The sequence below is a fragment of the Candidatus Planktophila limnetica genome, assembly GCF_002288365.1.
In the GTDB taxonomy this organism is placed as follows: Bacteria; Actinomycetota; Actinomycetes; order Nanopelagicales; family Nanopelagicaceae; genus Planktophila; species Planktophila limnetica.
The window spans coordinates 364,283-389,107 of the sequence record NZ_CP016782.1; the positions used below are offsets into that span (position 1 = coordinate 364,283).

Annotated in this window: 26 protein-coding genes and 3 tRNA genes; 17 read left to right on the plus strand and 12 right to left on the minus strand. The window is 44.3% G+C overall.

All coding sequences use genetic code 11. From position 1 onward, the window contains the following. The first annotated feature begins 18 nt into the window (after positions 1 to 18). Complete coding sequence (locus PHILAsVB114_RS02010) at positions 19 to 633, plus strand: trimeric intracellular cation channel family protein (protein ID WP_095697736.1); 615 nt, start codon at positions 19 to 21, stop codon at positions 631 to 633. Here the strand turns inward: PHILAsVB114_RS02010 and PHILAsVB114_RS02015 are convergent. Beyond that, positions 630 to 1,985 carry a flavin-containing monooxygenase gene (locus PHILAsVB114_RS02015; protein WP_095697737.1) on the minus strand — a complete coding sequence of 452 codons (1,356 nt, stop codon included), beginning with the start codon at positions 1,983 to 1,985 and terminating at the stop codon, positions 630 to 632. The two genes, PHILAsVB114_RS02010 and PHILAsVB114_RS02015, sit on opposite strands and share 4 nt — an antisense overlap. A 123-nt stretch (positions 1,986 to 2,108) precedes the next feature. Between PHILAsVB114_RS02015 and PHILAsVB114_RS02020 the strand changes: the two genes are divergently transcribed. The 4 genes from PHILAsVB114_RS02020 to PHILAsVB114_RS02035 all read left to right on the plus strand — a co-directional run bounded on the left by PHILAsVB114_RS02020 (position 2,109) and on the right by PHILAsVB114_RS02035 (position 5,665). Beyond that, the gene (locus PHILAsVB114_RS02020) at positions 2,109 to 2,996 is read left to right on the plus strand and encodes a thiamine pyrophosphate-binding protein (RefSeq protein ID WP_095697738.1); all 888 of its coding nucleotides are present in this window, start codon (positions 2,109 to 2,111) and stop codon (positions 2,994 to 2,996) included. Next, on the plus strand, positions 2,993 to 3,988 hold the full coding sequence (locus PHILAsVB114_RS02025) for a transketolase family protein (RefSeq protein WP_095697739.1): 996 nt from the start codon (positions 2,993 to 2,995) through the stop codon (positions 3,986 to 3,988). The genes PHILAsVB114_RS02020 and PHILAsVB114_RS02025 overlap by 4 nt, the downstream gene beginning before the upstream one ends. A 224-nt stretch (positions 3,989 to 4,212) precedes the next feature. Continuing rightward, entirely contained in the window at positions 4,213 to 4,743 is a 531-nt protein-coding gene (locus PHILAsVB114_RS06945) for a hypothetical protein (RefSeq protein ID WP_157906139.1), read from the plus strand. Further along, on the plus strand, positions 4,736 to 5,665 hold the full coding sequence (locus tag PHILAsVB114_RS02035; protein WP_162287116.1) for a hypothetical protein: 930 nt from the start codon (positions 4,736 to 4,738) through the stop codon (positions 5,663 to 5,665). The genes PHILAsVB114_RS06945 and PHILAsVB114_RS02035 overlap by 8 nt, the downstream gene beginning before the upstream one ends. Before the next feature lie 68 nt (positions 5,666 to 5,733). On the opposite strand, the gene PHILAsVB114_RS02040 is transcribed toward PHILAsVB114_RS02035, so the two are convergent. From PHILAsVB114_RS02040 to orn, 6 genes are all read right to left on the minus strand, one after another. Then, positions 5,734 to 6,891: an exonuclease domain-containing protein gene (locus PHILAsVB114_RS02040; RefSeq protein ID WP_095697742.1), complete on the minus strand. Its 1,158-nt coding sequence runs from the start codon at positions 6,889 to 6,891 to the stop codon at positions 5,734 to 5,736. A gap of 414 nt (positions 6,892 to 7,305) precedes the next feature. Continuing rightward, positions 7,306 to 8,058, minus strand: coding sequence for a tyrosine-type recombinase/integrase (locus PHILAsVB114_RS02045; protein ID WP_095697743.1), 753 nt, complete (start codon positions 8,056 to 8,058; stop codon positions 7,306 to 7,308). A 97-nt stretch (positions 8,059 to 8,155) separates the two neighbouring features. Further along, positions 8,156 to 8,228: transfer RNA gene (locus tag PHILAsVB114_RS02050), tRNA-Lys, on the minus strand. An 82-nt stretch (positions 8,229 to 8,310) separates the two neighbouring features. After that, positions 8,311 to 8,796, minus strand: a complete 486-nt coding sequence (locus PHILAsVB114_RS02055; RefSeq protein ID WP_157906140.1) for an inorganic diphosphatase — start codon at positions 8,794 to 8,796, stop codon at positions 8,311 to 8,313. 43 nt (positions 8,797 to 8,839) lie between these two features. Then, positions 8,840 to 8,915, minus strand: a tRNA-His gene (locus PHILAsVB114_RS02060). Between the two features lie 15 nt (positions 8,916 to 8,930). Continuing rightward, entirely contained in the window at positions 8,931 to 9,533 is a 603-nt protein-coding gene (orn, locus tag PHILAsVB114_RS02065) for an oligoribonuclease (protein ID WP_095697745.1), read from the minus strand. 111 nt (positions 9,534 to 9,644) lie between these two features. Here orn and pstC point away from each other — a divergent pair, with 111 nt between their 5' ends. The 4 genes from pstC to PHILAsVB114_RS02085 all read left to right on the plus strand — a co-directional run bounded on the left by pstC (position 9,645) and on the right by PHILAsVB114_RS02085 (position 13,874). Continuing rightward, positions 9,645 to 10,619, plus strand: coding sequence for a phosphate ABC transporter permease subunit PstC (gene pstC, locus PHILAsVB114_RS02070; RefSeq protein ID WP_204246819.1), 975 nt, complete (start codon positions 9,645 to 9,647; stop codon positions 10,617 to 10,619). After that, the gene (gene pstA / locus PHILAsVB114_RS02075; protein WP_095697747.1) at positions 10,619 to 11,674 is read left to right on the plus strand and encodes a phosphate ABC transporter permease PstA; all 1,056 of its coding nucleotides are present in this window, start codon (positions 10,619 to 10,621) and stop codon (positions 11,672 to 11,674) included. The genes pstC and pstA overlap by 1 nt, the downstream gene beginning before the upstream one ends. A 56-nt stretch (positions 11,675 to 11,730) precedes the next feature. Continuing rightward, a complete protein-coding gene (locus tag PHILAsVB114_RS02080) occupies positions 11,731 to 12,576 on the plus strand; it encodes a phosphate ABC transporter ATP-binding protein (protein WP_420021986.1) in 846 nt (281 codons plus the stop codon). Positions 12,577 to 12,692: 116 nt separating this feature from the next. Further along, positions 12,693 to 13,874 (plus strand): substrate-binding domain-containing protein, encoded by a 1,182-nt coding sequence (locus PHILAsVB114_RS02085; RefSeq protein ID WP_095697749.1) that lies wholly within the window; start codon positions 12,693 to 12,695, stop codon positions 13,872 to 13,874. Positions 13,875 to 13,932: 58 nt separating this feature from the next. Here PHILAsVB114_RS02085 and PHILAsVB114_RS02090 read toward each other — a convergent pair. Further along, positions 13,933 to 14,006, minus strand: a tRNA-Arg gene (locus PHILAsVB114_RS02090). A 56-nt stretch (positions 14,007 to 14,062) separates the two neighbouring features. Here PHILAsVB114_RS02090 and ettA point away from each other — a divergent pair. From ettA to PHILAsVB114_RS02110, 4 genes are read left to right on the plus strand one after another with little or no spacing between them, the layout of a single operon-like run. Further along, the gene (ettA, locus tag PHILAsVB114_RS02095) at positions 14,063 to 15,730 is read left to right on the plus strand and encodes an energy-dependent translational throttle protein EttA (RefSeq protein ID WP_095697750.1); all 1,668 of its coding nucleotides are present in this window, start codon (positions 14,063 to 14,065) and stop codon (positions 15,728 to 15,730) included. Continuing rightward, on the plus strand, positions 15,730 to 16,140 hold the full coding sequence (locus tag PHILAsVB114_RS02100) for an acyl-CoA thioesterase (protein ID WP_095697751.1): 411 nt from the start codon (positions 15,730 to 15,732) through the stop codon (positions 16,138 to 16,140). Before ettA ends, PHILAsVB114_RS02100 begins: the two co-directional genes overlap by 1 nt. Before the next feature lie 39 nt (positions 16,141 to 16,179). After that, positions 16,180 to 17,406: an MFS transporter gene (locus PHILAsVB114_RS02105; protein ID WP_095698653.1), complete on the plus strand. Its 1,227-nt coding sequence runs from the start codon at positions 16,180 to 16,182 to the stop codon at positions 17,404 to 17,406. Further along, positions 17,403 to 17,774, plus strand: coding sequence for a globin (locus PHILAsVB114_RS02110; RefSeq protein WP_095697752.1), 372 nt, complete (start codon positions 17,403 to 17,405; stop codon positions 17,772 to 17,774). The genes PHILAsVB114_RS02105 and PHILAsVB114_RS02110 overlap by 4 nt, the downstream gene beginning before the upstream one ends. Here the strand turns inward: PHILAsVB114_RS02110 and PHILAsVB114_RS02115 are convergent. Continuing rightward, complete coding sequence (locus PHILAsVB114_RS02115; RefSeq protein ID WP_095697753.1) at positions 17,762 to 18,310, minus strand: mechanosensitive ion channel family protein; 549 nt, start codon at positions 18,308 to 18,310, stop codon at positions 17,762 to 17,764. The genes PHILAsVB114_RS02110 and PHILAsVB114_RS02115 overlap by 13 nt on opposite strands. Before the next feature lie 118 nt (positions 18,311 to 18,428). Here PHILAsVB114_RS02115 and PHILAsVB114_RS02120 point away from each other — a divergent pair, with 118 nt between their 5' ends. Together PHILAsVB114_RS02120 and PHILAsVB114_RS02125 are read left to right on the plus strand one after the other, a co-directional pair. Then, positions 18,429 to 18,944, plus strand: a complete 516-nt coding sequence (locus tag PHILAsVB114_RS02120) for an HNH endonuclease (RefSeq protein WP_095697754.1) — start codon at positions 18,429 to 18,431, stop codon at positions 18,942 to 18,944. Positions 18,945 to 18,963: 19 nt separating this feature from the next. Further along, positions 18,964 to 19,167 (plus strand): hypothetical protein, encoded by a 204-nt coding sequence (locus tag PHILAsVB114_RS02125; protein WP_095697755.1) that lies wholly within the window; start codon positions 18,964 to 18,966, stop codon positions 19,165 to 19,167. On the opposite strand, the gene pepN is transcribed toward PHILAsVB114_RS02125, so the two are convergent. Next, positions 19,168 to 21,708 (minus strand): aminopeptidase N, encoded by a 2,541-nt coding sequence (gene pepN / locus PHILAsVB114_RS02130; RefSeq protein WP_095697756.1) that lies wholly within the window; start codon positions 21,706 to 21,708, stop codon positions 19,168 to 19,170. It lies immediately after the preceding gene. Positions 21,709 to 21,820: 112 nt separating this feature from the next. Between pepN and trmB the strand changes: the two genes are divergently transcribed. Next, positions 21,821 to 22,435 carry a tRNA (guanosine(46)-N7)-methyltransferase TrmB gene (trmB, locus tag PHILAsVB114_RS02135; RefSeq protein ID WP_204246821.1) on the plus strand — a complete coding sequence of 205 codons (615 nt, stop codon included), beginning with the start codon at positions 21,821 to 21,823 and terminating at the stop codon, positions 22,433 to 22,435. Here trmB and PHILAsVB114_RS02140 read toward each other — a convergent pair. Together PHILAsVB114_RS02140 and PHILAsVB114_RS02145 are read right to left on the minus strand one after the other, a co-directional pair. After that, a complete protein-coding gene (locus PHILAsVB114_RS02140) occupies positions 22,432 to 22,887 on the minus strand; it encodes a ribose-5-phosphate isomerase (protein ID WP_095697758.1) in 456 nt (151 codons plus the stop codon). The genes trmB and PHILAsVB114_RS02140 overlap by 4 nt on opposite strands. A 98-nt stretch (positions 22,888 to 22,985) precedes the next feature. Continuing rightward, entirely contained in the window at positions 22,986 to 23,612 is a 627-nt protein-coding gene (locus PHILAsVB114_RS02145; RefSeq protein WP_204246822.1) for a hypothetical protein, read from the minus strand. A gap of 223 nt (positions 23,613 to 23,835) precedes the next feature. On the opposite strand from PHILAsVB114_RS02145, the gene PHILAsVB114_RS02150 reads away from it, so the two are divergent. Beyond that, positions 23,836 to 24,825 carry a hypothetical protein gene (locus tag PHILAsVB114_RS02150; protein ID WP_095697759.1) on the plus strand — a complete coding sequence of 330 codons (990 nt, stop codon included), beginning with the start codon at positions 23,836 to 23,838 and terminating at the stop codon, positions 24,823 to 24,825.

A 24,825-nucleotide genomic window follows, 5' to 3' on the forward strand; every position in this document is an offset into this window, starting at 1 on the left:
GTACTCTACTATTGAGACATGGATTTGCTTCACGGGCTCGATTTACTCTCCACCTTTGTATTTGCTTTGGTTGGAGCGCGTGTAGCAGCTGATAAAGGTTTGGATTACGGCGGCATCGCATTTATAGCTGCAATTGCATCTGTTTCAGGTGGAACTCTCAGAAACGTATTTCTTGGCCTTAAACCGATTTGGATTACAGATCCATCAATTATCACCGCTGTAATTCTCGCTGTTTTCATCACGCTTGTACTTAGACGAGTAACTCATATCGGCAAAACCTTGTTGGTAATGGACACATTTGGATTGGCGATTGCAACAATCTCTGGAACACAGTTAGCGTTCGAGCAAAACATTGATTGGTACAGCGCAATCCTTTTAGGCGTAATAACGGCAGTCACTGGTGGGTTATTGAGAGATGTCCTCTGTCAGCTCGAACCTGTGTTGCTACACCGCGAAACAATTGGAACATCATCGTTAATGGGTGCAATTACATTTGTTGTGCTTACAGAACTAAGTGCTGCAAATAGCATTAGTGCGATTTTGGCCGGAAGTGTTGTAGTACTGACACGGGTGCTTTCAATCCGTTTTGATCTACATCTACCTAAGTTCAGTTCAAAGAGCAGAGATAATTAATTTATTTTTGAAAAATCCTTATAACGTTTTGCATTACCTACAGGCGGATTTCCAATATTCACACCAGCCTGCTTGAGCTCTTTCTTGAGTTCACTGCGGAAAGTGTGGAAATCAACTTCCATGGCATGACGTTGGCCTGGACCAAAATCAAAGTGCCTATTGTTTAACTCATGATCAATCGCAGCCTTCATATCTTTTGGCCGTTGATATTTACCAAGAATTTCTAGGCACGCTAATTTGGCTTGATAGTCGGCAAGTGGCCAGATACAACCGATAGGTTGAAACAGACCGATGAAGTAAAGATTTTTGTGTTTTTCATGCATCATCTTTTTATAAAGCGGAATCTGCACTAAACCCTTAAAATTAATTAATTCCTCATTAAAGAATGGGAAAGTAGTCCAATACCCTGTTGCGGCACAGATGATGTCGAAATCCTTCCTTGTGCCATCTAAGAATTCAACTGTTAAACCGTTCCACGATTTGATTGCAGGCATCGGTTTAATACGACCATGCCTAATGAAATCCATTAAATCTGAATTTAATGTCGGGTGAGTATTGAGTGGCAGAGTTGTGTTTTCAGGAAGGCCATATCGACTATATGGACCTTGAATAAGTCGAACGAGAGTCTTTAAACCGTATTGACGCAATTTCTTGGGTAGCCACTTACTTCTAGCTGCAAAAACATCACCTGGTTGTCCGAATATGAATTTAGGAAAGAACCACTGTGGGCTTCGCATAGACATGTGAACTGTCTTAGTCGCACGAGAAGCTTCAACTGAGATATCACACGCTGAATTACCGGCACCAATTACAAGCACCTGCTTATCACGCCAACTTTCATCGACACCCTTAAAGTCATGCGAGTGCAAGAACTTGCCTGTGTATTCACCGGGATAGGTTGGATACTTTGGCACATTGTGGTGACCATTTGAAACCATTAAATAATCGAATACTTCAGTTTTTTCAACTCCAGAGTTATCAATAAAAGTAACTGACCAACCATTTGCACCTACGGGCTTTGCATCAATAACCGTGTGATCAAACTTAACTCTGTCCAAAACTCCAAAATGTCGGGCGTAAGATTCAAAGTAATTTTGGAGCTGCACGTGACTTGGATAATCCGGAAATGAACTTGGCATTGGGTAGTCTTCAAACTCTGACCAGGTTTTGGAGCTAATTAAGAAAGTATTCTCATAAACACTTGAGTGACCGGTTTTAGAGTTAAAAACCCAGTTTCCGCCTACTTTGTCATTTTTTTCAAAGACGATTACGTCTAGTCCATTTTGAATGCAATTCTTAGCAGCCGTGATTCCACTTGGCCCGGCGCCGATGACACATACCCGATTACCCATTGAATAATTATGGACTAAAACCTACGACGAATGCGAGGGACTCGAAAATACTGTTGTGCTGGCTCTAACGCTCTTAATGTAGAGTTCTGAACGTGATGTAAGCGGTTCAAATGGGAGAGCGCAATGACGAATAAGAGCGCGGCAGAAGTTGCTCGTGATATTCGCGTCTCTGCAGCGCGTTGGACTATTCGTGCAAATGGTGGATATCTAGCCCAAGCGTGTGGATCGGCTGAAATCTTTGCTTCTTTGTATTGCAATGTTCTAGACCTGGGCCCAAGTAAGGGGCCGATGCAACCTCCAAAATTTGTAAGCGTTCCAAATAAATCGCGCCAAGAAATTAATGGCGAACTCTGGCTCGGTGAAGGACCAGATCTTCTTGTTCTTTCTCCTGCCCACTATGGCACTGCGCAGTATTGCGCACTCGTTTCAATTGGTCGCCTCGATGAGAGTGCACTTATTAGCGAGAGCAGTGATGGCGGGCTACTAGAACTAATTGCAGCAGAACACTCACCGGGTGTTGTTGTATCTGCCGGTTCACTTGCAACAGCTCTGGGTATAAGCGTTGGTCGCGCGATGGCGCGTCGCCTACAGAAAAAGGCTGGCGATATCTGGGTATTTCTCTCTGATGGCGAATTGCAAGAAGGTGCCACATGGGAATCACTTCAACTTGCAAGTGCCGAAGCACTAACGAATCTCAAAGTAATCGTGGATATCAACGGCATGCAAGTAGATGGTCCAATGAAGGAGATCATGCCGATAGAACCAATCGGAGATAAGTTCGCAGCATTTGGATGGCAAGTCTTTGAAGTAGATGGCAACGATGTCGATGCAATTACAGCAGCGTGCAAGAAAGCTCAGAGTTCAGATAAGCCTGTTGCAATCTTGTGTCGAACAAAGCCATGGACAGGATTTACCTTCTTAAAAAAGCGGTGGGATGATAAAAAACTTCACTTCATCCGATTAACAGAATCAGAGCGCGATGACCTTGAGAAAGAGATGGCCACCAAATGAACGAGATTATCTCAAAGCCATTTGCAGCAGCACTTGTCGAGCACGGCAAGAAACATAAAGATGTCGTTGTCATCACCAATGATTTAACTGCCAGCTGCGAAGCTGATGAATTTGCAGCAGCTTTTCCAGATCGTGCATTTAAAGGTGGAATGGCTGAACAAAATCTTGCCCTGACTCTCTCTGGTTTTGCACGCGAGGGTATGCGCCCGATCTATCCAAGCTTTGCAGTCTTCACAACGCGCAGACCTTACGAACAGATTGCGCTTTCTATTGCTTATCCAAACTTGCCTGTTCGCCTCGTTGGGTTTCTCCCAGGTCTTACAACCCCAGGAGGTGTTTCACACCAAGCAATCGATGACATCGGTTTGATGAAACAACTTCCTAATATGACCGTCATCGAAGCATCTGATGCCAGCGATATGTCATCGATTCTTGAACAGACGTATTTAATTGATGGACCTGTCTATATAAGAGCCCTGCGCGGCCTTGTTCCCAAACTGCACCAGAACCCAATTTCTATCGGCCAATCACGAGAGATCTTTCAAGGCGGCAAAGTACTTGTGCTTGTCAGTGGCTCACTAACAGCTGCTGCAATCAATGTTGTTTCTGAACTAAGAAAAGAATTTGCTGATCTTGCGCTGATTAACATCAATACCATCAAGCCATTTGGAGATCCGCACCTCTTTGCACAAATTAAAGCGGCGCAGACCGTTATTACATATGAAAATCACCTCGTAACAAGCGGGCTTGCAAGTGAAGTTGCTATGCACCTTGCACAAAATCCTGGACCACGATTGATTCCTGTTGGTATCAACGACACCTTCACCCACGGTGGTGGACTTGATTACTTATTAAACTTCTATGGCATCGACGCGGAAGCTCTGAAGAACGCTATTTATGTTGCCTATGGCAAGGCTGGCACATCAACGAAGAGTTCAGATCACATCGGTGGCAAGATTGAACTTAATAAAGGTGTTGCTGAAGGGCTGTAAAAACCTACGTGGGTTGTGAGGGACTCGAACCCCCGACCCGGTGATTAAGAGTGGGTCAGGCAAATATCGCTAACGCTCTATCTTGCCTCACCTCACTTACAAGACTCGCTTACGCTCGCTATGTAAGTCACCTGCTCTACCAACTGTCCTTCACATCCAAATTTACCCAATATCTGCTGAGAAAACAATGTAAAAGCACTCAGTTCTGCAAGTACATTTACCCTATGAATTTCTTTATAGGCATAAAAAAACTAATGCCTAAGATAATCATCACCTGTTCAGTTCTACTGTTCCTAACTTCCTGCTCCAGTAATTCAGACACAATTTCAAGCACCTCGGAACCAGTTGTTGGTCCTAGCGCTTCCCCTTTCAAGAAGCCTCCAAGTTTTGCCGCCTTTCAAACTTGCTTTCCTCAAACTGCAATTAACGACTTAAAAAGGATTTTAGAGGACGTAAATGAAGGAATGCTTTCAATTCAAGATTTAGCAGAACCTCTAATGCAAGTTTCAACTGCCGCTGGGTTATCCCGAATGCTTCTGGATGGGGCTGATGTTTACCAGAAGTATCCAGAATTAGGAGAAGTCATACCGGAAAATAAAATGTCCGATTATCTTTCGATTATGAGTAAGGAAGAAATATTTTTCGCAAAGATAAGAGTAAAACTCATTGATTCAGAAACATTAAATTTAGAAGTTCTAAATCAAGAAATTGATTTCCTATCAAATTATTTGCGCCCATTCTGCAAAATTGATTAAGAAGAGTAATGCCATCCGCTTACTAGTGAAAGGTGACCAAATGAAAGTTCAATTCAATACAAAATTTCTTGCAGCCCTTGGCACTGCTCTTTGGACGTGGCATCTTTTTGCTCCAAATTCACTGGGGGGAAATCTGAATTATTTCACACAGGACTTCAAGTTCTCATATTTACTTGATGGGCTTATTTGGGATGCAACAATTTTCATCCTTTTAGGATTAATCATCTCAATGACAATTCCAAATCAAAGAATATTGTGGCTAGAACTTGGGTTGATTACGAGTTACTTTGGAAAATTGGTAGTTTTCTTTATCCAAGATTTATCCATTCAAACTTGGGTTTTATTTGGCGGATTCCTTTGTTATCTGGCTCATTTCGTACTGTCAACTGATATCAAATTATTTTTCAGAAAAGGTAATGAATTAGTAGATAGAATTATTTCATATGTTGCACTTATTCCTTTGGCATTGTTGATAATAAGTTGGGCTTTACCTTTCACTAAAACAACGTATCAAACTAATGGTCAAATGACATTTAAAGGTACTGGAACTGATACCTTTATTGAGACGTGTTGTACCGCCTTTGAAACTGGTTGGCAAAACAATGTAATTGCAATTTTTAGATTCGTATCAATTTTGTTTTTTCTCTTGCTTATTATTCTTGGGTTTAATATAAGTAAAACTGTTTTTATTCCTGCTTTATATTTTAGTACGTACAGTGTTGCTATTTGGATTTCTGGCTGGGGCCAGCAACCTGCTGAACCGTTTTCAGAGTGGACTCAGGAATTGATTGATAAGTATCTACTCACAATAAAAGTTACTGGAATGCTTGGTGGATTTTTATATACATTTGCTTTGATTGCACTATTCGTCATTTTCTTGTTTCCAAGCGTGATTTCGGACAGAAAGAAAATCAGCGATTGAATAAGCGAACGAATCAACTGACTGATTGATTATCAGTAGGGCTTGTACTTATATGTCAACAAAAAACTTTATAACAAATCTAAGAATTCAATAACAGAAATCACTGTTATTCCATAATCTCTGGCTTTCTTAGTTTTACCGGACATGGAAGATTTATCTGCCGCCACTAGTAAGTCACAAGTTTTCTTAGTCACACTTGACACAGGTACTAAGCCGGCCTTGATTGCAAATGACTCTAAAGTTTCTCTTGATAACTCCTCTCCATTTTTTCCAATTGCAGTTCCTGTGAAGCAAACCTTCAGACCAGGTTTTAAGGCCATCTGACTTCCGGTTACATCAGATTCTGTAGGTTGGTTATAGACAAGGCCTAACGTACTTGCCGCTTTTTCTATAAGCGCTTGCTCGGTTACAGAAACGTAACTGTCTCTCTTTGCTGCTGCGATTATCTGATTGAGAAACGCATCGTGAATCTCGTTCTGCTTATTTGCTGCGATACCTAGTGTCTGAGCCCATCCGTTTAGATAATTCAATTCATCCGCAGTTATCTCAAAGTCACTCATTACGGACGATAAAGCGTCCCAGTAGGAAAGTTCAGGACCAGTCTCCTTTGATTGGCCGAGGCCATGAATGATTCGGCGAAGGTTTTGTTGACCTGGTTTATGGTCTGCGGACATCGCTGCCCGTGAGACTAGTTGTGGAGATTTTGCCTGTGTGTCATGGAGAACTGAAATTGGAGTCAAACCCCTTTGATTGGCTGTAGCTTCTTGGAAGACCTTCAAAAAGATTAATGCCGTAGCCCGTGCATCAGTGAGGGCACGGTGGGCTGAAACATTTGTAATCCCATATTCCTGACACGCCATTTCCAATTTAAGTTTTGTGGCCTGTAAAGTACAAAAGCCTGAACCCAGGTCTATTTCTTTTTTTATTCTTGAAAATTCTTGCTCTAGCATCCTTTGGTCAAAGGACAGATTATGCGCAACTATGAATGTTCCATTGATAAGCCTTGATAATTCTGAACTAATTTCCTCGAATGTAGGAGCTAAAGATACGAGTTCGGGAGTTATGCCGTGAATATTTGAATTCGCGATATCTCGTTCCGGATTGATTAAGGTTTCCCATTCCTGGACGATTTCACTTCCTTCAACAAGTACCACAGCAATTTCTACTACGCGGTCTTTTTTCCCAAAACCAGTAGTTTCCGTATCGATAACCGCAAATCTTTCCATTTGCGTAATCTACTCCCGGGCTACGTGGATGAGAAGGGCTATGACCCTAGGTAGTTAAATTTGAGCGTGTGCTAAATAAATAGAGCCTCTTCTAAATTTTTTCGTACAAAAGCACTCAGTCAAATACCCTCAGTGCCGTACGACAGTACGGACAGTTTTTCATATGATGTTGTTTACCAAAAGTTCACACAAAAAAGTGTTCGTTTAGCCTGTTTGAACGGATTAATACATATAGAGGCTATTTATTTTTAGCAAATTCATAGCCTGGAATTTGCTCAGTCAGTAGATTCAGTACTGCGCAAATCTATAGAAGATTTGCGTTACAGAAATCTGTACAACTGGTTACTGACTGCCTCTATCTATATTGACATGGGATACCTATGCCAAAATTGGCGGCTTTGAGCAAAGGCAAAACTATAAATTTTTCAGATACTTTTCCAGGGCCACTCCTGCATCATCAATCTCACTGTCCAGCACTGAGGTGTATACCTTGAGAGTCATTAGTGGGTCGGAATGTCCAAGTAATTTCTGAGCGGTGGTTACGTGAATTCCTTGTGTCTTAAGTAGGTAGGCATATGTCCTTCTAAAACTATGGACAGTGACACCGTGCTTATTTGCGCACTGCTGCAGAGGCTTGTAACTAAGAGGAAGTTGCTTGAAATGTCCGAGGTAAGGAACCTTTCTCACACTCGACTTGGATTTACAGGGACCATTGACAGTTTTGTGTACGAATACAAAGCCATCTCGAATATCCATCTCTCGAAGGGCAGCAGCTTCTGACCATCTCAATCCGTGAAGGGCTAAGAATCTAATCTGTTCGTTATACCGACCCCAATCCAACGCATCCACATCTTCCCAAGGCAAGAACTTTTTATCTGCTACTTGGATAGGTGCAGTCCGCAATCCTTCAGCAGGATTGGCAGAGGAAACTTTATAAATCCGTGCTTCTCGGTACAGGGTTTTAACCAACATTAAACAGTGACGAGCAGTTTGTGGCGGAAGTGAAATCAACTTTTGTTGAAGCACAACAGAGTCCACATCATCGAGGCTCATAAGCCCGATGACGGGCGCTAAATGGCGCTTATAGAGTCGCTTGTAATCGTGCAGAGTCTTTGGTCGAACATTCAAAACGTTCCAGGCAGTCTCTGCCCATTCATTTACTAACATTGAAATTACCTTCCCTAAAGGAAGGACCTACTGATTCATACTCACCAAGTCATTGACTAAAAGTAAGTATTTCTTCAGAGCCACTTACGCTCCTAAGTGGGTTGTGAGGGACTCGAACCCCCGACCCGGTGATTAAGAGTCACCTGCTCTACCAACTGAGCTAACAACCCATTTGAAGTGGGTGACTTCAAATGCTTGGCAGACCCTATCAGCGCGTGGACTGTAATTACCACTTGCTGATAAGCGCCTTATTTAATGTGAATCCTGATATCTCTTATATGACGCGTTGATTTCAAGCTCTGCGGCGTCGTGGCCAACCCATTCTCCGCCGTGGACTTCTTTGCCTGGTTCTAGGGTTTTATAGACTTCAAAGAAGTGCTTAATTTCTTCTAATTCATACATCGGAACATCTTTAAGATCAGTCAAACTTGATTTGCGGATATCACCGGCTGCAACACAGAGAAGTTTGTCATCGCCACCTTTTTCATCAGTCATACGAAACATTCCGATGACTCGACATGAAACAACACAGCCAGGAAATGTTGGTTCATCGAGCATGACTAGCGCATCGAGTGGATCGCCATCATTTGAGAGTGTGTTTTTCACGAAACCATAATCATGTGGAAAGCGAGTTGCTGTGAAGAGCATTCGATCGAGTCGAACTTCTCCTGTGCGATGATCGATTTCATATTTGTTGCGACTACCTGCAGGAATTTCTACAACGACATCGAATATCACGGTGGCGCTCCTTAAAGTGTAATTAATGCAGGACAAGAAATAGTGGGGTGAGCGACGGGGCTCGAACCCGCGACATCCCGGACCACAACCGGGTGCTCTACCAGCTGAGCTACGCCCACCATGAGGTGCTAATACTACCCGCCAATGCGATCGGCTATCTCCTTTAATTGTGCGGACTCTGGGCCAGGGGCTGCAACAAATACTGCTTCTCGGTAGTACTTCAACTCAGCAATCGAATCTTTAATGTCGCCAAGGGCGCGATGATTGCCTGTCTTTGCAGGGGCTGCGAAATAAACTCGCGGAAACCAACGGCGTGATAACTCTTTAACCGAAGACACATCGATGGTGCGATAGTGCAAGAAGTTATTTAACGCGGGCATATCGCGGGTGATAAATGAGCGATCAACGCTTACAGAGTTTCCAGCCAGTGGCGACTTACCTTCGGCAGCTCCTGATGCAATCAGGTATGCAAGCACTTGTGCTTGCGCATCGGCCACAGAAATTCCTTGAGGGATCTCGGTGATTAATCCGGAAGCAGTGTGCATATCTGTTACGTATTCATTCATCGCAGCCAACTGCGCATCAGTTGCTTTGATGACAACGTCTACTCCATCGCCGATAACGTTGAGTTCGCTATCGGTGACAAGGACGGCAATTTCGACCAAAACGTCTTTTTCGAGGTCTAGGCCCGTCATCTCACAATCAATCCAGATCAGATGCGGGTGCTCAAGTGCCATTGGGCAAATGTATCGGCCGCAGCGCTGATCGGCCTTAATTTCACCACCCGTTCACCTTCTCGTAACCATCCATCTGCCCATTTTCTCTGGAGAAATAGCATTATCACCCTCGTGAACACATCCGCACCGACCTTGCCGCCAAAGCGCGAGATCACCACGGTCCCACGATTTTCGGACAAAGTTTTTCGCGGAATTGTTACAGCTGGTGGTTTATCTTCGCTAGTTATTCTCGCACTTATTGCATTTTTCTTAGTTTATAACGGTATAGATGTTTTTAGATCTGAGGGCTTAAAATTCTTAACTGGTTTTGATTGGATAGATGCTTCAACTGAAGAAGGATTACTTGCGCAATATGGAGTTGGCGCAATGTTATATGGAACATTAGTAATTGGCTTTTTAGCTGTTTTATTCGGTGTTCCAATTGCAGTTGGAGCCGCACTATTTCTTTCTTACTATGCACCTGATTGGATTAAGAAGCCAATGGTTGTCGTAGTTGACGTAATGGCTGCGATTCCTTCAGTCGTATTTGGCTTGTGGGGATTTTTCATTTTGATGCCACACGCCGAATACTGGGCGAAACTTCTACATAAATATTTTAGTTTTATCCCATTTTTTGACATGCCTGCACCGGCGTATTCGAGATCTCCATTTATTGCAGGACTCGTCCTTGCGATCATGATTATTCCAATTGTTACTTCAATCTCCCGTGAAATATTTGCGCAGACGCCGCTGGATCGAATTCAAGCTGCATACGCACTCGGTGCCACAAAGTGGTCAATGATAAAAGCAGTTGTATTTCCATATGGCGCTGGTGGAATCGTTGGTGGAGCAATGCTCGGCTTAGGTCGTGCACTTGGCGAAACTGTGGCTGTGTATACGGTACTCAACCTCGTTTATGACATTCGTATCGAAGTATTGCTCAGCGCAGGTGGTTCAGTTGCATCGATGATTGTGAATAAATTTGGTGAAGCAGACGCTCCTGAATTAAGAGCTTTGATGGCGGCAGGCTTTGTTTTATTCCTGGTCACACTTCTCGTCAACTTCATTGCAAACATTATTATCAATAGAACAGCGAGAAAGGGCTGATGTCGATTTCACTCGCACCAGAGGTTCTTCCTAAGAAACCGTGGCAGCCAACTTTTAAGAGAGTTCTGCCTGATTTATTTGGCGCTTTACTTACTGCGCTCAGCACTGTTCTGATCGTCGCAATAACGCCACTTAAAGGAAAACTTGGTTTTTCTCTTACTTTAATTGCCATGGCACTCGTCTTCTCTGTGCTGATTAGTGGAATCAGAAAAGATAAGAAAGCAGCATTTAACTCTGTGAGTACTGTCTTTGTATATATCGCAGCAACTTTCGTTTTAATCCCGCTATTTTCAATTTTGTATGAGATTTATTCTCGCGGAGTAGGTGCCCTGACATGGGGAATTTTTACAAAAGATATGTCTCTCTCATCAGCAGATGCTCCGGTCTCCGAAGGCGGACTCTTACACGCGATTATTGGCACCTTGTATTTAGTTGCAATTGCAACGCTTATCAGTGCACCAATTGGTTTGCTTACCGCGCTTTACATCGTTGAAGTAAAGGGCAGGGCAGCAGGATTGGTGCGATTCTTTGTTCAAGCAATGAGCGGGGTTCCTTCAATCGTTGCAGGTCTATTTATTTATGCGGTTTGGATGATTGGCTTGGGCAATAGCTATAACGCAGGTGCTGGCGCAGCTGCACTTGCAATCTTGATGATTCCAACAGTGGCGCGCACCTCTGAAGAAGTATTAAAACTTATACCTTCGGATTTGCGCGAAGCAGGTTTGGCTCTTGGCGCAACACAATGGCGCACTGTTGCCATGATTATTCTTCCTGCAGCTCGCAGTGGATTGATCACAGCCATCATCCTTGGAATTGCACGAGTTGCTGGTGAAACAGCACCGCTATTACTCACTATTGGTGGAGCCGATGCAATTAACTTGAATCCATTTAGTGGAAATAGTTCGGCGCTGCCTTACTACGTCTGGAAAAACCTGTCACTCGGTAACCCAGAGTCAATTGAACGCGCATGGGCGGGCGTTATGGTCTTGATGCTCCTCGTCTTCGTATTCTTCACCTTGGCGAGATACTTCAGTGGCAAGAGGGCGGGACGTTGATGTCAATATCGAATGAATCTGAAAAATTTAATGAGAAGAATCAATCGGAGGAAAAAATGAATGATGTCCACGTGAGTTCATTGGCTGATGTTGCCACTAGTCATGCGAGCAAAAAACAGCCAGGCACAGCTGTTCTGGGCACTGGTTTAGAAGCTCGCGGAGTACACGCTTGGTTTGGAAAGAAGCACGTTCTTGAAGATATTTCTCTTGATTTCTTTCCTGGAACAGTAACAGCGCTCATCGGTCCATCTGGTTGTGGAAAATCTACTTTTATTCGAATCCTAAACAGAATGCATGAATTCATTCCAACAGCTGCCCTTGCCGGAGAGGTCTTGCTGGAAGGAAAAGATATTTATGAATCCGGAACAGATGTAACAAAGATTCGGTTGCGCATCGGCATGGTTTTTCAAAAGCCCAACCCTTTTCCTTCGATGACTATTAAAGAGAACGTTCTTTCTGGCCTGCGCTTAGCACAGCTAAAGGTTTCTGGTGAAGATGAGTTACTCGAAAGTTGTTTACGTCGCGCAGGATTGTGGGAGGAAGTAAAGGATCGTTTAGGCGAATACGGTGGAGCTCTCTCTGGTGGACAACAACAACGCCTCTGCATTGCACGTTCACTCGCCGTAAATCCACAGGTGTTACTCATGGATGAGCCATGTTCGGCACTTGACCCTGGTTCAACTCTTCGCATCGAAGAGACTATTCGCGAGCTCTCATCGACCATGACAATCGTTATCGTTACTCACAACATGCAGCAAGCAGCACGAGTCTCTGATTACACGGGCTTCTTTTTATCCGATGGTGGTCCTGGACGCTTGATTGAGAGCGCACCGACATCTCAGATTTTCTCTAATCCAAAAGAGAAGCGAACAGAGGATTACGTAACAGGTCGATTCGGCTAATTTGATTCACCAATTGTTTACTTAACCTACACAATTTGTTTGCCTGAAAAAGCCTCTCTGTTGGTGACGTGTGAATACTTTTTACTCACACGTAGTTCTCACTTATGGAGGAATAGATGAAATCTCGCAAGAGACTGACAGTCGTAGCAATCGCTACATCATTTTTATTCGTATCGGCTTCCCCAGCTTTTGCAGGTTCGATAAATGGCAGCGGTGCCACATTTGCGGCTCCGCTTGTAGATGCATGTAAGGGTGACTTTACAAAAGACACTGGTCACACAGTTAACTATTCTGGTGGCGGATCCGGTAAGGGTCGCTCAGATTTCACCGGCAACCTCGTTGATTTTGCCAACTCAGATGCACCGTATTCTTCAGGCGCACCAGCTAACTTAATCTACGCACCTGTGTACGCAGCGCCAATTGCAATTATGTATAACTTGCCAACTATCAAGGAGCCAATTTATTTGAGCCCAGCTTCAGTTGCAAAGATTTTTTCTGGCTACATCACAAACTGGGATGCACCAGAAATCGCAGCTGATAACGAGCGTGTTGTGACGACTCCAATCTTCGAAACAAAGAAGATCACAACAACAAACAAGGGTAAAAAAGTAACTAAGACTGTTCCTGTTCTTGATTCAAAAGGAAAGCCAAAGATCAAGAGCTACAGCACAAAGACAATCAACATTGATCTTCCAAAGCAACAGATCACAGTCTGGTACCGCACAGATTCATCAGGAACATCTGAAAACTTCACACGCTTCCTCAAGGGTGCAAATGCCACAAACCCAGATACTCGTATCTGGCCTAAGGCACAGAACACAACATTTGCTAATGGAACACCAAATAACATCTCAACATTCTTTAACTTCCAAGGTGCTTCAGGTTCAGCAGCGATTTCAGCTGGTGTGGCTGGCAAAGTTGGTTCAATCACATACAGCGAATTGAGCTATGCAACTGATAACAAGTTGCCAGTAGCTTTCATTCAAAATGCAAATGGTGAGTTTGTAGGACCTGATGCAGCTGGTACGTCAACTTTCCTTGGTGGCGGAACAATTAACGACAATGGAACAGTTTCAGTGGACTTTGTAAAGAAGATTCCTGGTGCATATCCAATCGGTACAACTTCCTATGCTTTGGCTTATTCATCTGGCAAGAGCGCAGAGAAGCAGCAAGTTGTTGCCTCTTTCCTAACATATATGTTAGAAAAGTGTGCATCAAAGTACCCAGAAAAGGGCTTTGCACAAATCACTGGTCCACTTGCAACTAAGGCAAAAGAGCAGATTGCAAAGATCAAGTAATTAATCAGTAATATAAATATCCCGGCATCTAATATCGATGCCGGGATATTTTTTATTGCGTGCCTGGCAGGAATCGAACCTGCGACAACCCGCTTAGAAGGCGGGTGCTCTATCCGACTGAGCTACAGGCACCTGTGGTGCTCTAACAGGGCTAAGTCTACCGATAAGAACTAGTAAGGTTTCGTCCTATGGCTGAGTTCATTTACACGATGAAGAAGGCGCGTAAAGCGCACGGCGAAAAAGTAATTCTTGATGACGTCACACTCATGTTTTTACCTGGCGCCAAGATCGGCGTTGTTGGTCCAAACGGTGCCGGTAAATCAACTGTCTTGCAGATTATGGCTGGATTGCAGCAACCATCAAATGGTGAAGCATTTTTAACTCCTGGTTACACCGTCGGAATCTTGTTACAAGAGCCAGTTCTGGATGAAACAAAAACCGTTCTTGAAAATGTTCAAGAAGGCGTTGCCGAAACAATTGCTTTGCTCAATCGATTTAACGCCGTCTCTGATGAGATGGCTAGCCCTGATGCTGATTACGACAAGTTATTAGCTGAAATGGGAACACTGCAAGAACAACTCGATCACCGCAATGCGTGGGATTTAGATTCACAGCTTGAGCAAGCGATGGATGCACTTCGCTGCCCGGCACCTGATGCTGATGTGAAGATTTTATCTGGCGGAGAAAAGCGCCGGGTTGCACTATGTAAATTACTTTTGCAAGCACCTGACTTATTACTCTTAGATGAACCAACAAACCACTTGGACGCCGAATCTGTTTTGTGGCTCGAACAACACCTCAACAAGTATCCAGGCGCCGTTGTAGCGATTACTCACGATAGATACTTCTTGGACAACGTTGCACAATGGATTCTCGAACTCGATCGTGGTCGTGCTTATCCTTACGAAGGCAATTACACGACCTATCTTGAAACAAAGTCGGCTCGTCTTAAAGTTGAAGGTCAAAAAGATGCAAAGCGCGCAAAGCGTCTGGCTGAAGAACTTGATTGGGTTCGACAAAATGCAAAGGGACGCCAGACAAAGTCCAAAGCACGTCTTGCTCGCTATGAAGAGATGGCGGCAGAAGCTGACAAGATGCGCAAACTAGATTTCGAAGAGATCCAGATTCCACCTGGACCACGTCTTGGAAATGTTGTCGTTGAAGTTGAGCACCTTTCTAAAGGCTTCGGTGATCGTTTACTCATCGATGATCTTTCATTTACTCTGCCACGTAACGGAATCGTTGGTGTTATTGGACCCAACGGTGCGGGTAAAACAACCCTCTTTAAAACAATTATGGGAATGGAAGCTGCAGATAGTGGCAGTGTAAAAGTTGGAGAGACTGTAAAGATTTCTTACGTCGATCAGTCACGCGGTGGAATTGATCCTAAGAAATCTCTTTGGGAAGTTGTCTCCGACGGTCTTGATTTCATCAAGGTTGGACAAGTTGAAATGCCATCTCGCGCATATGTCTCTGCATTTGGATTTAAGGGTCCGGATCAACAAAAAGCTGCAGGTGTTTTATCAGGTGGTGAACGCAACCGTTTAAATCTTGCACTGACTCTTAAGTTAGGTGGAAACCTGTTACTACTGGATGAGCCAACGAATGACTTAGATGTGGAAACACTTGGTTCATTAGAAAACGCGCTCCTTGAATTTCCAGGATGCGCAGTGGTTGTCTCTCACGATCGTTGGTTTCTTGACCGCATTACTACGCATATTTTGGCTTACGAAGGTGACTCAAAGTGGTTCTGGTTTGAAGGAAACTTTGATTCATATGAAAAGAACAAGATCGAACGACTCGGTGTCGATGCTGCTCGTCCACATCGCGTGACGTATCGAAAGCTCACACGCTAATGCGCCACAGTGCAAAAGTTCACGTGCGCTGGGATGACCTCGATGCATTTGGCCATATCAATAACGCCGCATACTTAGTTTTTGTCCAAGAAGCACGCGCGGATTTCACATGGTTTACCCGTGAAAAAGCGGGCAAGAAACCATTACTTGCCGACATGGTTGTTGCACGCGCCGAAATCGATTACATCGAACCAATCTATGACGGTGGCATGGAAATCGAATGCCAAATTTGGATCACTCGGATTGGTAATGCATCTTTTGAGATGGAGTACGAACTTATTCATAAGGGCGTTATTCGCGCACGTGTGAAAACAACACAGGTGGCTGTTTCAATTGAAACAAAGAAATCTCGTCCGCTCAGCGATGAAGAACGTGAATTTTTAAGTGAGTACCTCGAGGAAACCAAGTAATTGAGTAAGAAAAAGATCCTGCACCCAGCATGGATCGCTATGGGCGTTACATTCGTAACGCTGGCAATTACTGCCGGATTTAGAAGTGCTTCATCTGTACTGATAATTCCACTAGAAGACTCTTTTGGTTGGGGACGCGAACAAGTTTCTTTAGCAGTTGCAATAAACGTACTTGTATATGGCTTGGTAGCACCTTTTGCCGCAGCCCTCATGGAACGCTTTGGAATACGCAGAGTTGTTATGTCAGCTCTGCTATCTGTCAGCGCAGGTGCCGGACTTACTATTTTCATGAACGCGCCTTGGCAACTCATGGCTCTGTGGGGCTTCGTAGTTGGTGCAAGCACTGGCTCGCTTGCCCTTGTCTTTGCAGCAACTGTTGCCAATCGTTGGTTCGTTGAAAAACGCGGAATTGTTATCGGTGTATTAACTGCTAGCTCTGCAACCGGACAGCTGATTTTCTTACCGGGACTTTCAAGAATTGCAGAAGTTAATGGCTGGAAGAGTGTTTCTTTAACAATTACATTTGTGGCCCTCGCTTTGCTCCCTCTTGTGTGGTTATTTCTAAAGGAGCGCCCACAAGATGTTGGTGTTCTTCCTTATGGCGCCCCAGATAACTGGCAGCCACCAGCCAAGAGCTCAATGAGCGCTGGGGCATTAGCAATTGACACTCTCAAGCAAGCAAGTAAGAAAAAAGATTTCTGGTATTTGTTTGGCTCTTTCTTTGTTTGTGGTCTTTCAACCAATGGATTAATCGGAACACATTTCATTCCCGCGGCCCATGATCACGGAATGGGAACTACAACAGCAGCAAGTCTTCTGGCTCTGGTTGGAGTTTTTGACCTTGTGGGAACTATCGCTTCAGGTTGGCTTACAGATAAATATGATCCACGTAAGTTGCTCTTCTTTTACTATGGATTTAGAGGATTATCACTTCTTCTTCTGCCATCGATTTTGTTTGCATCCATTCATCCTTCAACACTGGTTTTTGTGATTTTCTATGGTCTTGATTGGGTTGCAACAGTTCCACCAACGATCATGCTCTGTCGCACAATTCTTGGACCAGAACGCGCAACGGTTGTCTATGGGTGGGTTTTCGTTGCTCATCAAATTGGTGGCGCCATTGCTGCCTTTGGAGCGGCTGTATTACGCGTTCAATTTGGGGATTATGCAATTGCTTTCTATATCAGCGCGGTTTTGTGTTTAATCACTTCATACTTTGTTCTGCAAATTGCAAAAGGCCAATCTCGCGAGGCAATTACTACATGAGCACCATCTATGACGAAATTGGCAGTGAAGCATTTGAGCAATTAGTTTCACATTTTTACGCACTCGTTTCAATTAATCCCGTCATTGCACCTATGTATCCAAAAGATGATTTACATGGCGCAGCCCTTCGCTTGAAAATGTTCCTGGAGCAATATTGGGGCGGACCGACAACATATACAGAAGAGCGTGGACACCCGCGTCTTCGTATGCGTCACGCAGAGTTTCACATTGACACAAAAGCTCGCGATGAGTGGCTATCGTGCATGAGAGAAGCAGTTGCTGATTTAAAGATTCGCGAAGATCTAAAGATCCAGTTGTGGGAGTATCTTGAAATGGCAGCCAATGCCATGGTCAATCAACCAGATTGAGAAAGATTTCCAACCTTTAAGATTTCACCATTTCGTAAATACCAGAGCGTTCCTTGTGTATCGCGAATGGTTGTAATTCTTAATCCTACTTTTTCAACAGTGCCCTTAACATCTAGAACATCAACTAAGTCACCGACTCCGTATTGATCTTCAATGAGCATGAAGATTCCAGAGAGAATATCGCGCACCAAAGTTTGCGCACCGAGTCCGAGGGCAACACCTATAACACCGGCGGAAGCAATGATTGGTCCTAAGTTAAATCCGAATTCACCGAGAATCATTGCAACGGCTAGTACCCAAATAATTGCGTTTAATGTGCTGGATAAAACAGTTCCCGTCGTGCGCGCTCTTTCTTTTTGACGTGAAACGGAATTTGTCGGACCCGGTACTAAATCAGCTGTCGCCAATCGAGTCATCGCTCGATCTATGGCACGGCCGCCGAAATATTGAGTAAATAGCGCACCTGCAATGACCAGCAAAATTCGCAAGGGGGAACCGCTAAACCACTGCCATATTTGTTGAAAACTCTCGCTCATAAATCACACTCTAACGAAATTGACATAAGAAATTTACTCAGAAATACCCCCTTATTGATACCTTTTAAGGCAAGATAAACCAATCGGCGCGGGCCACGCGCTGAGAATCGGAGAACAGATGTTGCGGACCTTGGTCTTAAATGCCACCTACGAACCACTGGGTGTTATTTCAGATCGTCGCGCTCTCATTCTCTGCCTCAACTCCAGAGCAACAATGGTTGAAGATTCTGGGACGGTTTTGCGCTATTCATCCGGAGAAATCGCGCTTCCATCAGTTATTAGATTAAATAAATTTGTTCGCATTCCATATCGCCATTCAGTGCCGCTTTCACGTCGGGCAATATTTGCTCGTGACGGGGGACGCTGTGTTTATTGTGCGGCGCCTGCAACATCTATTGATCATGTGATTCCACGCAGCCGTGGCGGTGCTCACAATTGGGAAAACGTTGTTTCTGCATGTCATCGATGCAATCACACCAAGGCAGATAAGCCATTAAAGGACTTGGGATGGCGTTTGCGCACACTTCCACGCGAACCTGTTGGTGCGGCATGGAGAATTCTTGGAACGGGTCGTACGGATAAGACGTGGTTGCCATACCTCGAACCATTTGGTGTGGCAGCAGCAACTGCCTAAATAACTTAGACTTACCTATATGTTGAACAACTTAGTTTCAGGCTTGTCCATGATCAATCAAGAAGATGGAACGATTCCTGGTCCAGCTTTAAGCGCTCTTGAAACAGTGATTACTTTCGTAATTGTTCCAACCGCGCTCTTTCTGGTTATTTCACTTATTGCCTATGCAGCAACTGCTGACCGAAAGAAGAGTGAAAAATCAGTTATTACTCATATTGAGTAATTAAGCATCCTTGGATTGAGCACGCAATGATCGTGCAAGTCCATCTCGACCTTCAATAATCACACGGCGCAGTGCGCTCGGTGCATCTTTGCCAGTGGCATCGATCCACTTTTGAGCTTTGGCCAAAGTTTCTTCACTGACTACAAAGCTTGGAAACAGCATGGTCGCTGTGGTTTCTGCGATTTCATAACCCGCAGTCGTCCACAGGTCGATCAAAATCGCAAAGTACTGATCTACAAATGGAGTCAGTAATTCAGATTGCATGGCAACGTTAAAGCCACGGCAGGTGTATGAGTGGATTGTGTTGCTCAATTTTTCTGAAGTTACTGCTGTGAATGCTCTTTCTTTCGCCGCAGCAGTTGGGATAGCAGCGTGAGCGAGTGCTCCGTATTGCTTTCCGTGAGCTGTGTTGTCCTTTGCAACTTCTGCATCAATATCTACTGGCCCAAGTAGTCCACGCTTTATGGCGCAGATCACAAGGTGCCAACGGATCTCAGCATCAACTGTTAAGCCCTTAACGCTGCCATTTAGAATTTCTAGAATCTCTCTGCCTTGTGCATCAGTTGCTGCTGATTCAGCAAAAGCACGTGCAAATGAAAGTTGGTGATCACTTGCCGCAGGTGCGGCCTTAAGGAATCCATGAAGAGCATCAGAAACTGTTGCGCGCAGTGCGGCGCGGTGGGAAGGCGCTGCATATAACCAAATAGCTGTCTCAATGTTTGTATTCGTTGCAGAGACTATGGAGATATCACTTTCTGTGCCAAGTGCGTTCAGTGCTATTGCTATGTAATCAGATGCGCTGAGTTCGCCATCTCGCACTGAATCCCATAGAGAAGCCCAAATCAGAGAGCGGGCCAAAGGTTCTTTTAAGCCACCAAGATGTGATTTCAGTGTGGCAATGGAGCGATCATCAAAGCGAAGTTTTGCATATGACAAGTCGCCATCATTGATTAAAACCAAATCTGCTTGCTTCTCACCCTTGAGTTCGACCACTTCAGTCATTGCGCCTGCAACATCTAGAGCAACACTTTTTCTCTTAACAAGTGAATCTCCGGCGATATCAAAGAGTGCAACGCGCAGACGGTGTGGACGCAATTCTTTTGATCCAACAGGCATCGTTGGCGCCTCTTGCTTAATTGCTAATTTCTTATACACACCTGACTCAATTTCAATCTCAGGACGCAATGTATTTACACCTGCAGTCTGTAACCACGTGGCGGCCCATGGCTTGAGATCGCGGCCACTTGTGGCTTCTAGTTCGACCATAAGGTCATTTAGAGTTGTATTTTTAAAGGCGTGCTTTGTGAAGTAGATACGTAAGCCCTTAATGAAATTTTCACGGCCAACGTGCTCAACTAATTGCTGAAGCACAGATGCACCCTTTGCATATGAAATTCCATCGAAGTTTGTCTTCACATCTTCAAGGTCTTTCATCTCTGTGGCAATCGGGTGAGTAGTTGAAAGCTGATCTTGGCGATATGCCCAGTTCTTGCGCAGGGCGTTGAATTCAGTCCATGCATTTGTGTATTGAGTTGCTTCACTGGTTGCCATATACGAAGCCCATTCAGCGAATGATTCGTTGAGCCACAAATCTTCCCACCACGCCATGGTGACAAGATCGCCAAACCACATGTGCGCCATTTCATGCAAAATTGTGCTGGCACGACCGAGATGCTTGCTTTCGGTCACTTTACTTCTAAAGATCAAAACATCTTCATGGAAAGTTACGCAACCAACATTTTCCATTGCGCCCCAGTTGTATTCAGCGACAGCAAGTTGATCGTATTTTCCAAATGGATAGGCCAGACCGAAGGTCTTTTCAAAGTAGGCAAATCCTTGCTTTGTTACCTTAAAAATATTGTCAGCATCTACGTGCTTAAAAAATGATTTACGGGCATAGATTCCAAGTGGAATTATTTTCTCACCCACGTATTCATCTTTAACGTACTGATAGGCACCGGCCACAATCGCTGTGACATATGTTGAAATAATCTGTGACTCTTTGAATTGAGTTAATTTGGAGTCAGAACCCACATCAGTAACTGAATCGATGTCGTAGTTTGAAATTACTTCCCAGTGTTTTGGTGTAATCGCACTAATTGTAAATGTGGCCTTTTGATCTGGTTGATCAAAACAGGCATACATCTGTCGTGCATCTCCTGTTTCAAACTGGGTATAGAGATAGACCTCGTTATCTGCAGGATCTACGAATCGGTGTAAGCCTTCGCCTGTATTTGAATAGTTCGCTTCGATTTCAAGGAATAATTCATTCTCGGCTGCAAGTGCTGGCAGGTGGATTGTTTCTCCGTCGTAATCTTTTACTTCAAAGGCAACGCCATTTAACTTAGCTGAGAGAACGCGCTTTCCGACAGCGTCAATAAATGTGCTCGCTCCAGGCTTTAGTCCAGAGAATTTCACAGTCGTTTTAGCAATAAAAGTTTCAGCACTTGTTGTGAGATCTAGATCAATTCGATAACTATGGGTTTTAACCAGGGTAGAGCGTGTAGATGCTTCATCGCGGGTCAGATTTACTCCTGGCACAAGAACTCCTCATAATCTTTATCGTGTGTGATTTCAGGTTGATATCTAAGCATGTAAGAGTTACCCAGTGGAACGTCAAGGGATTAAGAGCTTTCGCTTACGCGGCAAACGGATGACTCGAGCACAAAATGCGGCTCTTGTGCGTTCCTGGGATCAATTTGGAATTATTGCCGGTACTTCAATTGATATCGATCACTTATTTCCATCAGCGAAAGAAGTAATCGTCGAAATCGGATTTGGCATGGGCGATGCCACGGCCGAAATAGCCAAAGCCCACCCCGACAATGGATACATCGCCATCGAGGTACATCCGCCAGGAATCGGAAAATTACTATCGCTGATAGAAGAACATGAATTAAGCAATGTGCGCATCATCGAAGGCGATGCAATCGAAATCCTTGAAACAATGTTTGCCGATCACAGCATTAATGGTTTTCACTTGTTTTTCCCAGATCCATGGCCAAAGATGAAACATAACAAGCGGCGCATTGTGAACGCTGAATTTCTAGCCTTAATTCATCTCAAACTTAAAGCCAGCGGTTATATAAATATCGCAACGGATTGGGTTGCCTACGCGGAGTCGATACAAGCAGTCTTTGCAGGATCCACGCTATTTACTGGGGGAGAAGTTTCCAGGCCCACATGGCGTCCCTATACAAAATTTGAAGGCAAAGGATTAGATAAAGATCACCGAATCAGCGATTTTCATTACCAAGTGAAAGATTAAATAGAACCCTTAGTTTCGAAATTTGATACTTGACCAATGCGGCGGATATGGCGCTGATCATTGCTAAAAGGCGTTGCCAAAAATGCATCAATAAGTTCTTTGCATACATCGATTGAGTGCATGCGCCCACCGATTGCAATCACATTTGCATCATTGTGCTCACGGGCTAATTTTGCTGTCTCAACACTCCAGACCAGTGCAGCCCGAATTCCCTTAACTTTATTAGCCGCCATCTGTTCGCCATTACCCGAACCACCCAGCACAATTCCAAAGGAACCTTTTTCGCTAGCAACTGCTTGCGCCGCTGGAATGCAAAAAACTGGGTAATCATCGAGAGCGTCATATTCGTGTGGTCCATGATCGATGACATCGTGACCAGAACTCTTTAAGTGCTCGATGAGAGAATTCTTTAATTCAAGGCCTGCATGATCGCTTCCGATGTGTACGCGCATGGCGAAATACTCTCATGCACAGAGGCACAAAACGAAAGACCCGCCACTAATTTCTTAGTAGCGGGTCTTTCTTACCCGTAAGGAGGAGATACGAATATTTAGTTAGAAGGTGTTGCTAGAGGAGCAGGTGCTGGCATTAATCCACCGTGCTTGCCTTTGCCCTTTACTTCGTTGATTTCTTCGCTCACGTGTGCGAGAAGAGCAGCTTTCAAGGTTGTGGCTTGTGCAGCAGTTATTTTTCCAGCAGCAAGACGAGCGTCAATCTTCTTTGAATGCTCAGCAACGAGAGCTGCAATTAATGCATCTTTCTTTGAGCCCGCAATTGCGGCAAGAGTTTCTCCTGCTTGCAATCGTGACTTAATTGTTGCTGAATCGATTCCAAGAATCGATGAGATCAATGCATCCTTGGCTGCGCGCTCCGGACTCATCGCCTTTGCAGGGCGATTAGCTTTTGCAGTCTCGGCCGCAGCAAGTGCTGCTGCCTTAATTGCATCTGCTTGAACCTGAGTGATCGTTCCCTTGGTGACTAAACCAGAAAGCAGGCTGTCTAGTGCGGCAGCTGGCCCGCCTATCCCACGTGCGTTAGCACTAGGTTGCGAAACTTTTGTAATTGATTTTGTTACAACAGTTCGCGATGTCTTCGAAGCTGCGTTAGCAACTCCTAAACTTCCGGCTGTTAGTGCAACAGTTGTTAACACAACAGTTGCAATTGTTCTCTTTGACATTTACTGCCCCTTCGTCCCGTAAGAACTCTGTTAACGACCCCACGTCATTAACTAGTCGTAATAAACCCTCCTAAGTTAAAAAACAACGGCGAGAATCCTGTGGGGTCTATGTGAGTTTTTCCCGCAAGTGCCACCTCTCTCACATCGCCGGTATAGGGGTAGTCCTATATCGGTGAAGTATTTATGCGCACAGACTTGGAATCTCTACGAAAGGAAAGTCCCCATGAAAAGCTATAAGGCTTTCAACAGAGTTTTTGCAATTATGTGCGTTCTTACACTTTTTGCTGTTCAGCCAGGTTTTGCAGCCACGAAATCCGTCATCAAAATAAAGTCTGCAGGCCGAACAGCGAATTCAATTCCAAACACAATACTCAACGGCATAACAGCACCTATTAAAACTATTGGCATCAATGGTGATTTCTATATTGATACAAAGAACTTAAACATCTATGGCCCTAAGAAAAACAACATGTGGCCTGCTGCAATTTCACTGCGCGGAACAGCAGGAATCGCGGGAACTGATGGAAAGTCTGGAACCCCAGGTGTTGCAGGATCTGATGGAAAAACAGTGACAAATACATCAACAGTTTCTGGAACTGCAGGTGCCACAGGTTCAACTGGTGCAACGGGATTAACAGGTGCAGCTGGATCAAATGGCGCAGCAGGTGAAACAGGTGCAGCGGGTGCATCAGGAAGTGCTGGCCCAGCGGGACCAACTGGACCAGCAGGTAGTACAGGTGCAACTGGGGCAACTGGGGCGGCGGGTGTTGATGGATCGCCTGGAGTTGCAGGAGTCACTTCAATTTCTAGTAATCAATTTACATTTGTAAACACTTTGACAGGCATCCCTGGCTCAAGCGCTATTTCCAACAGCTTCGGAGCATTATCGGCCCACAAAAAGTATTTGGTTCATATTGTAATTTCAGCCGTAACGTCATCGTCCGTTGACATTCCAACTACTTTAAATTTGGTTGTCACGACAACAGCCGGTGCCGTACCCAGTTCATTGTGGTTTTTTACAGCAGCAGGAAAGAGATTTGTTTCACCAACGACTAAATTCACCCAAAACATTTTTGCAGATCTGATTATTGACGGAACCTTAATAGATTCAGGTTTTGACTTAATTGCCACGGTAACTGCAACTGAAAATTTAGCGGCGACATTAACCTTGGTTGGCTACTTCACGCTCACCGAAGTTGGTTCTATTACTTAA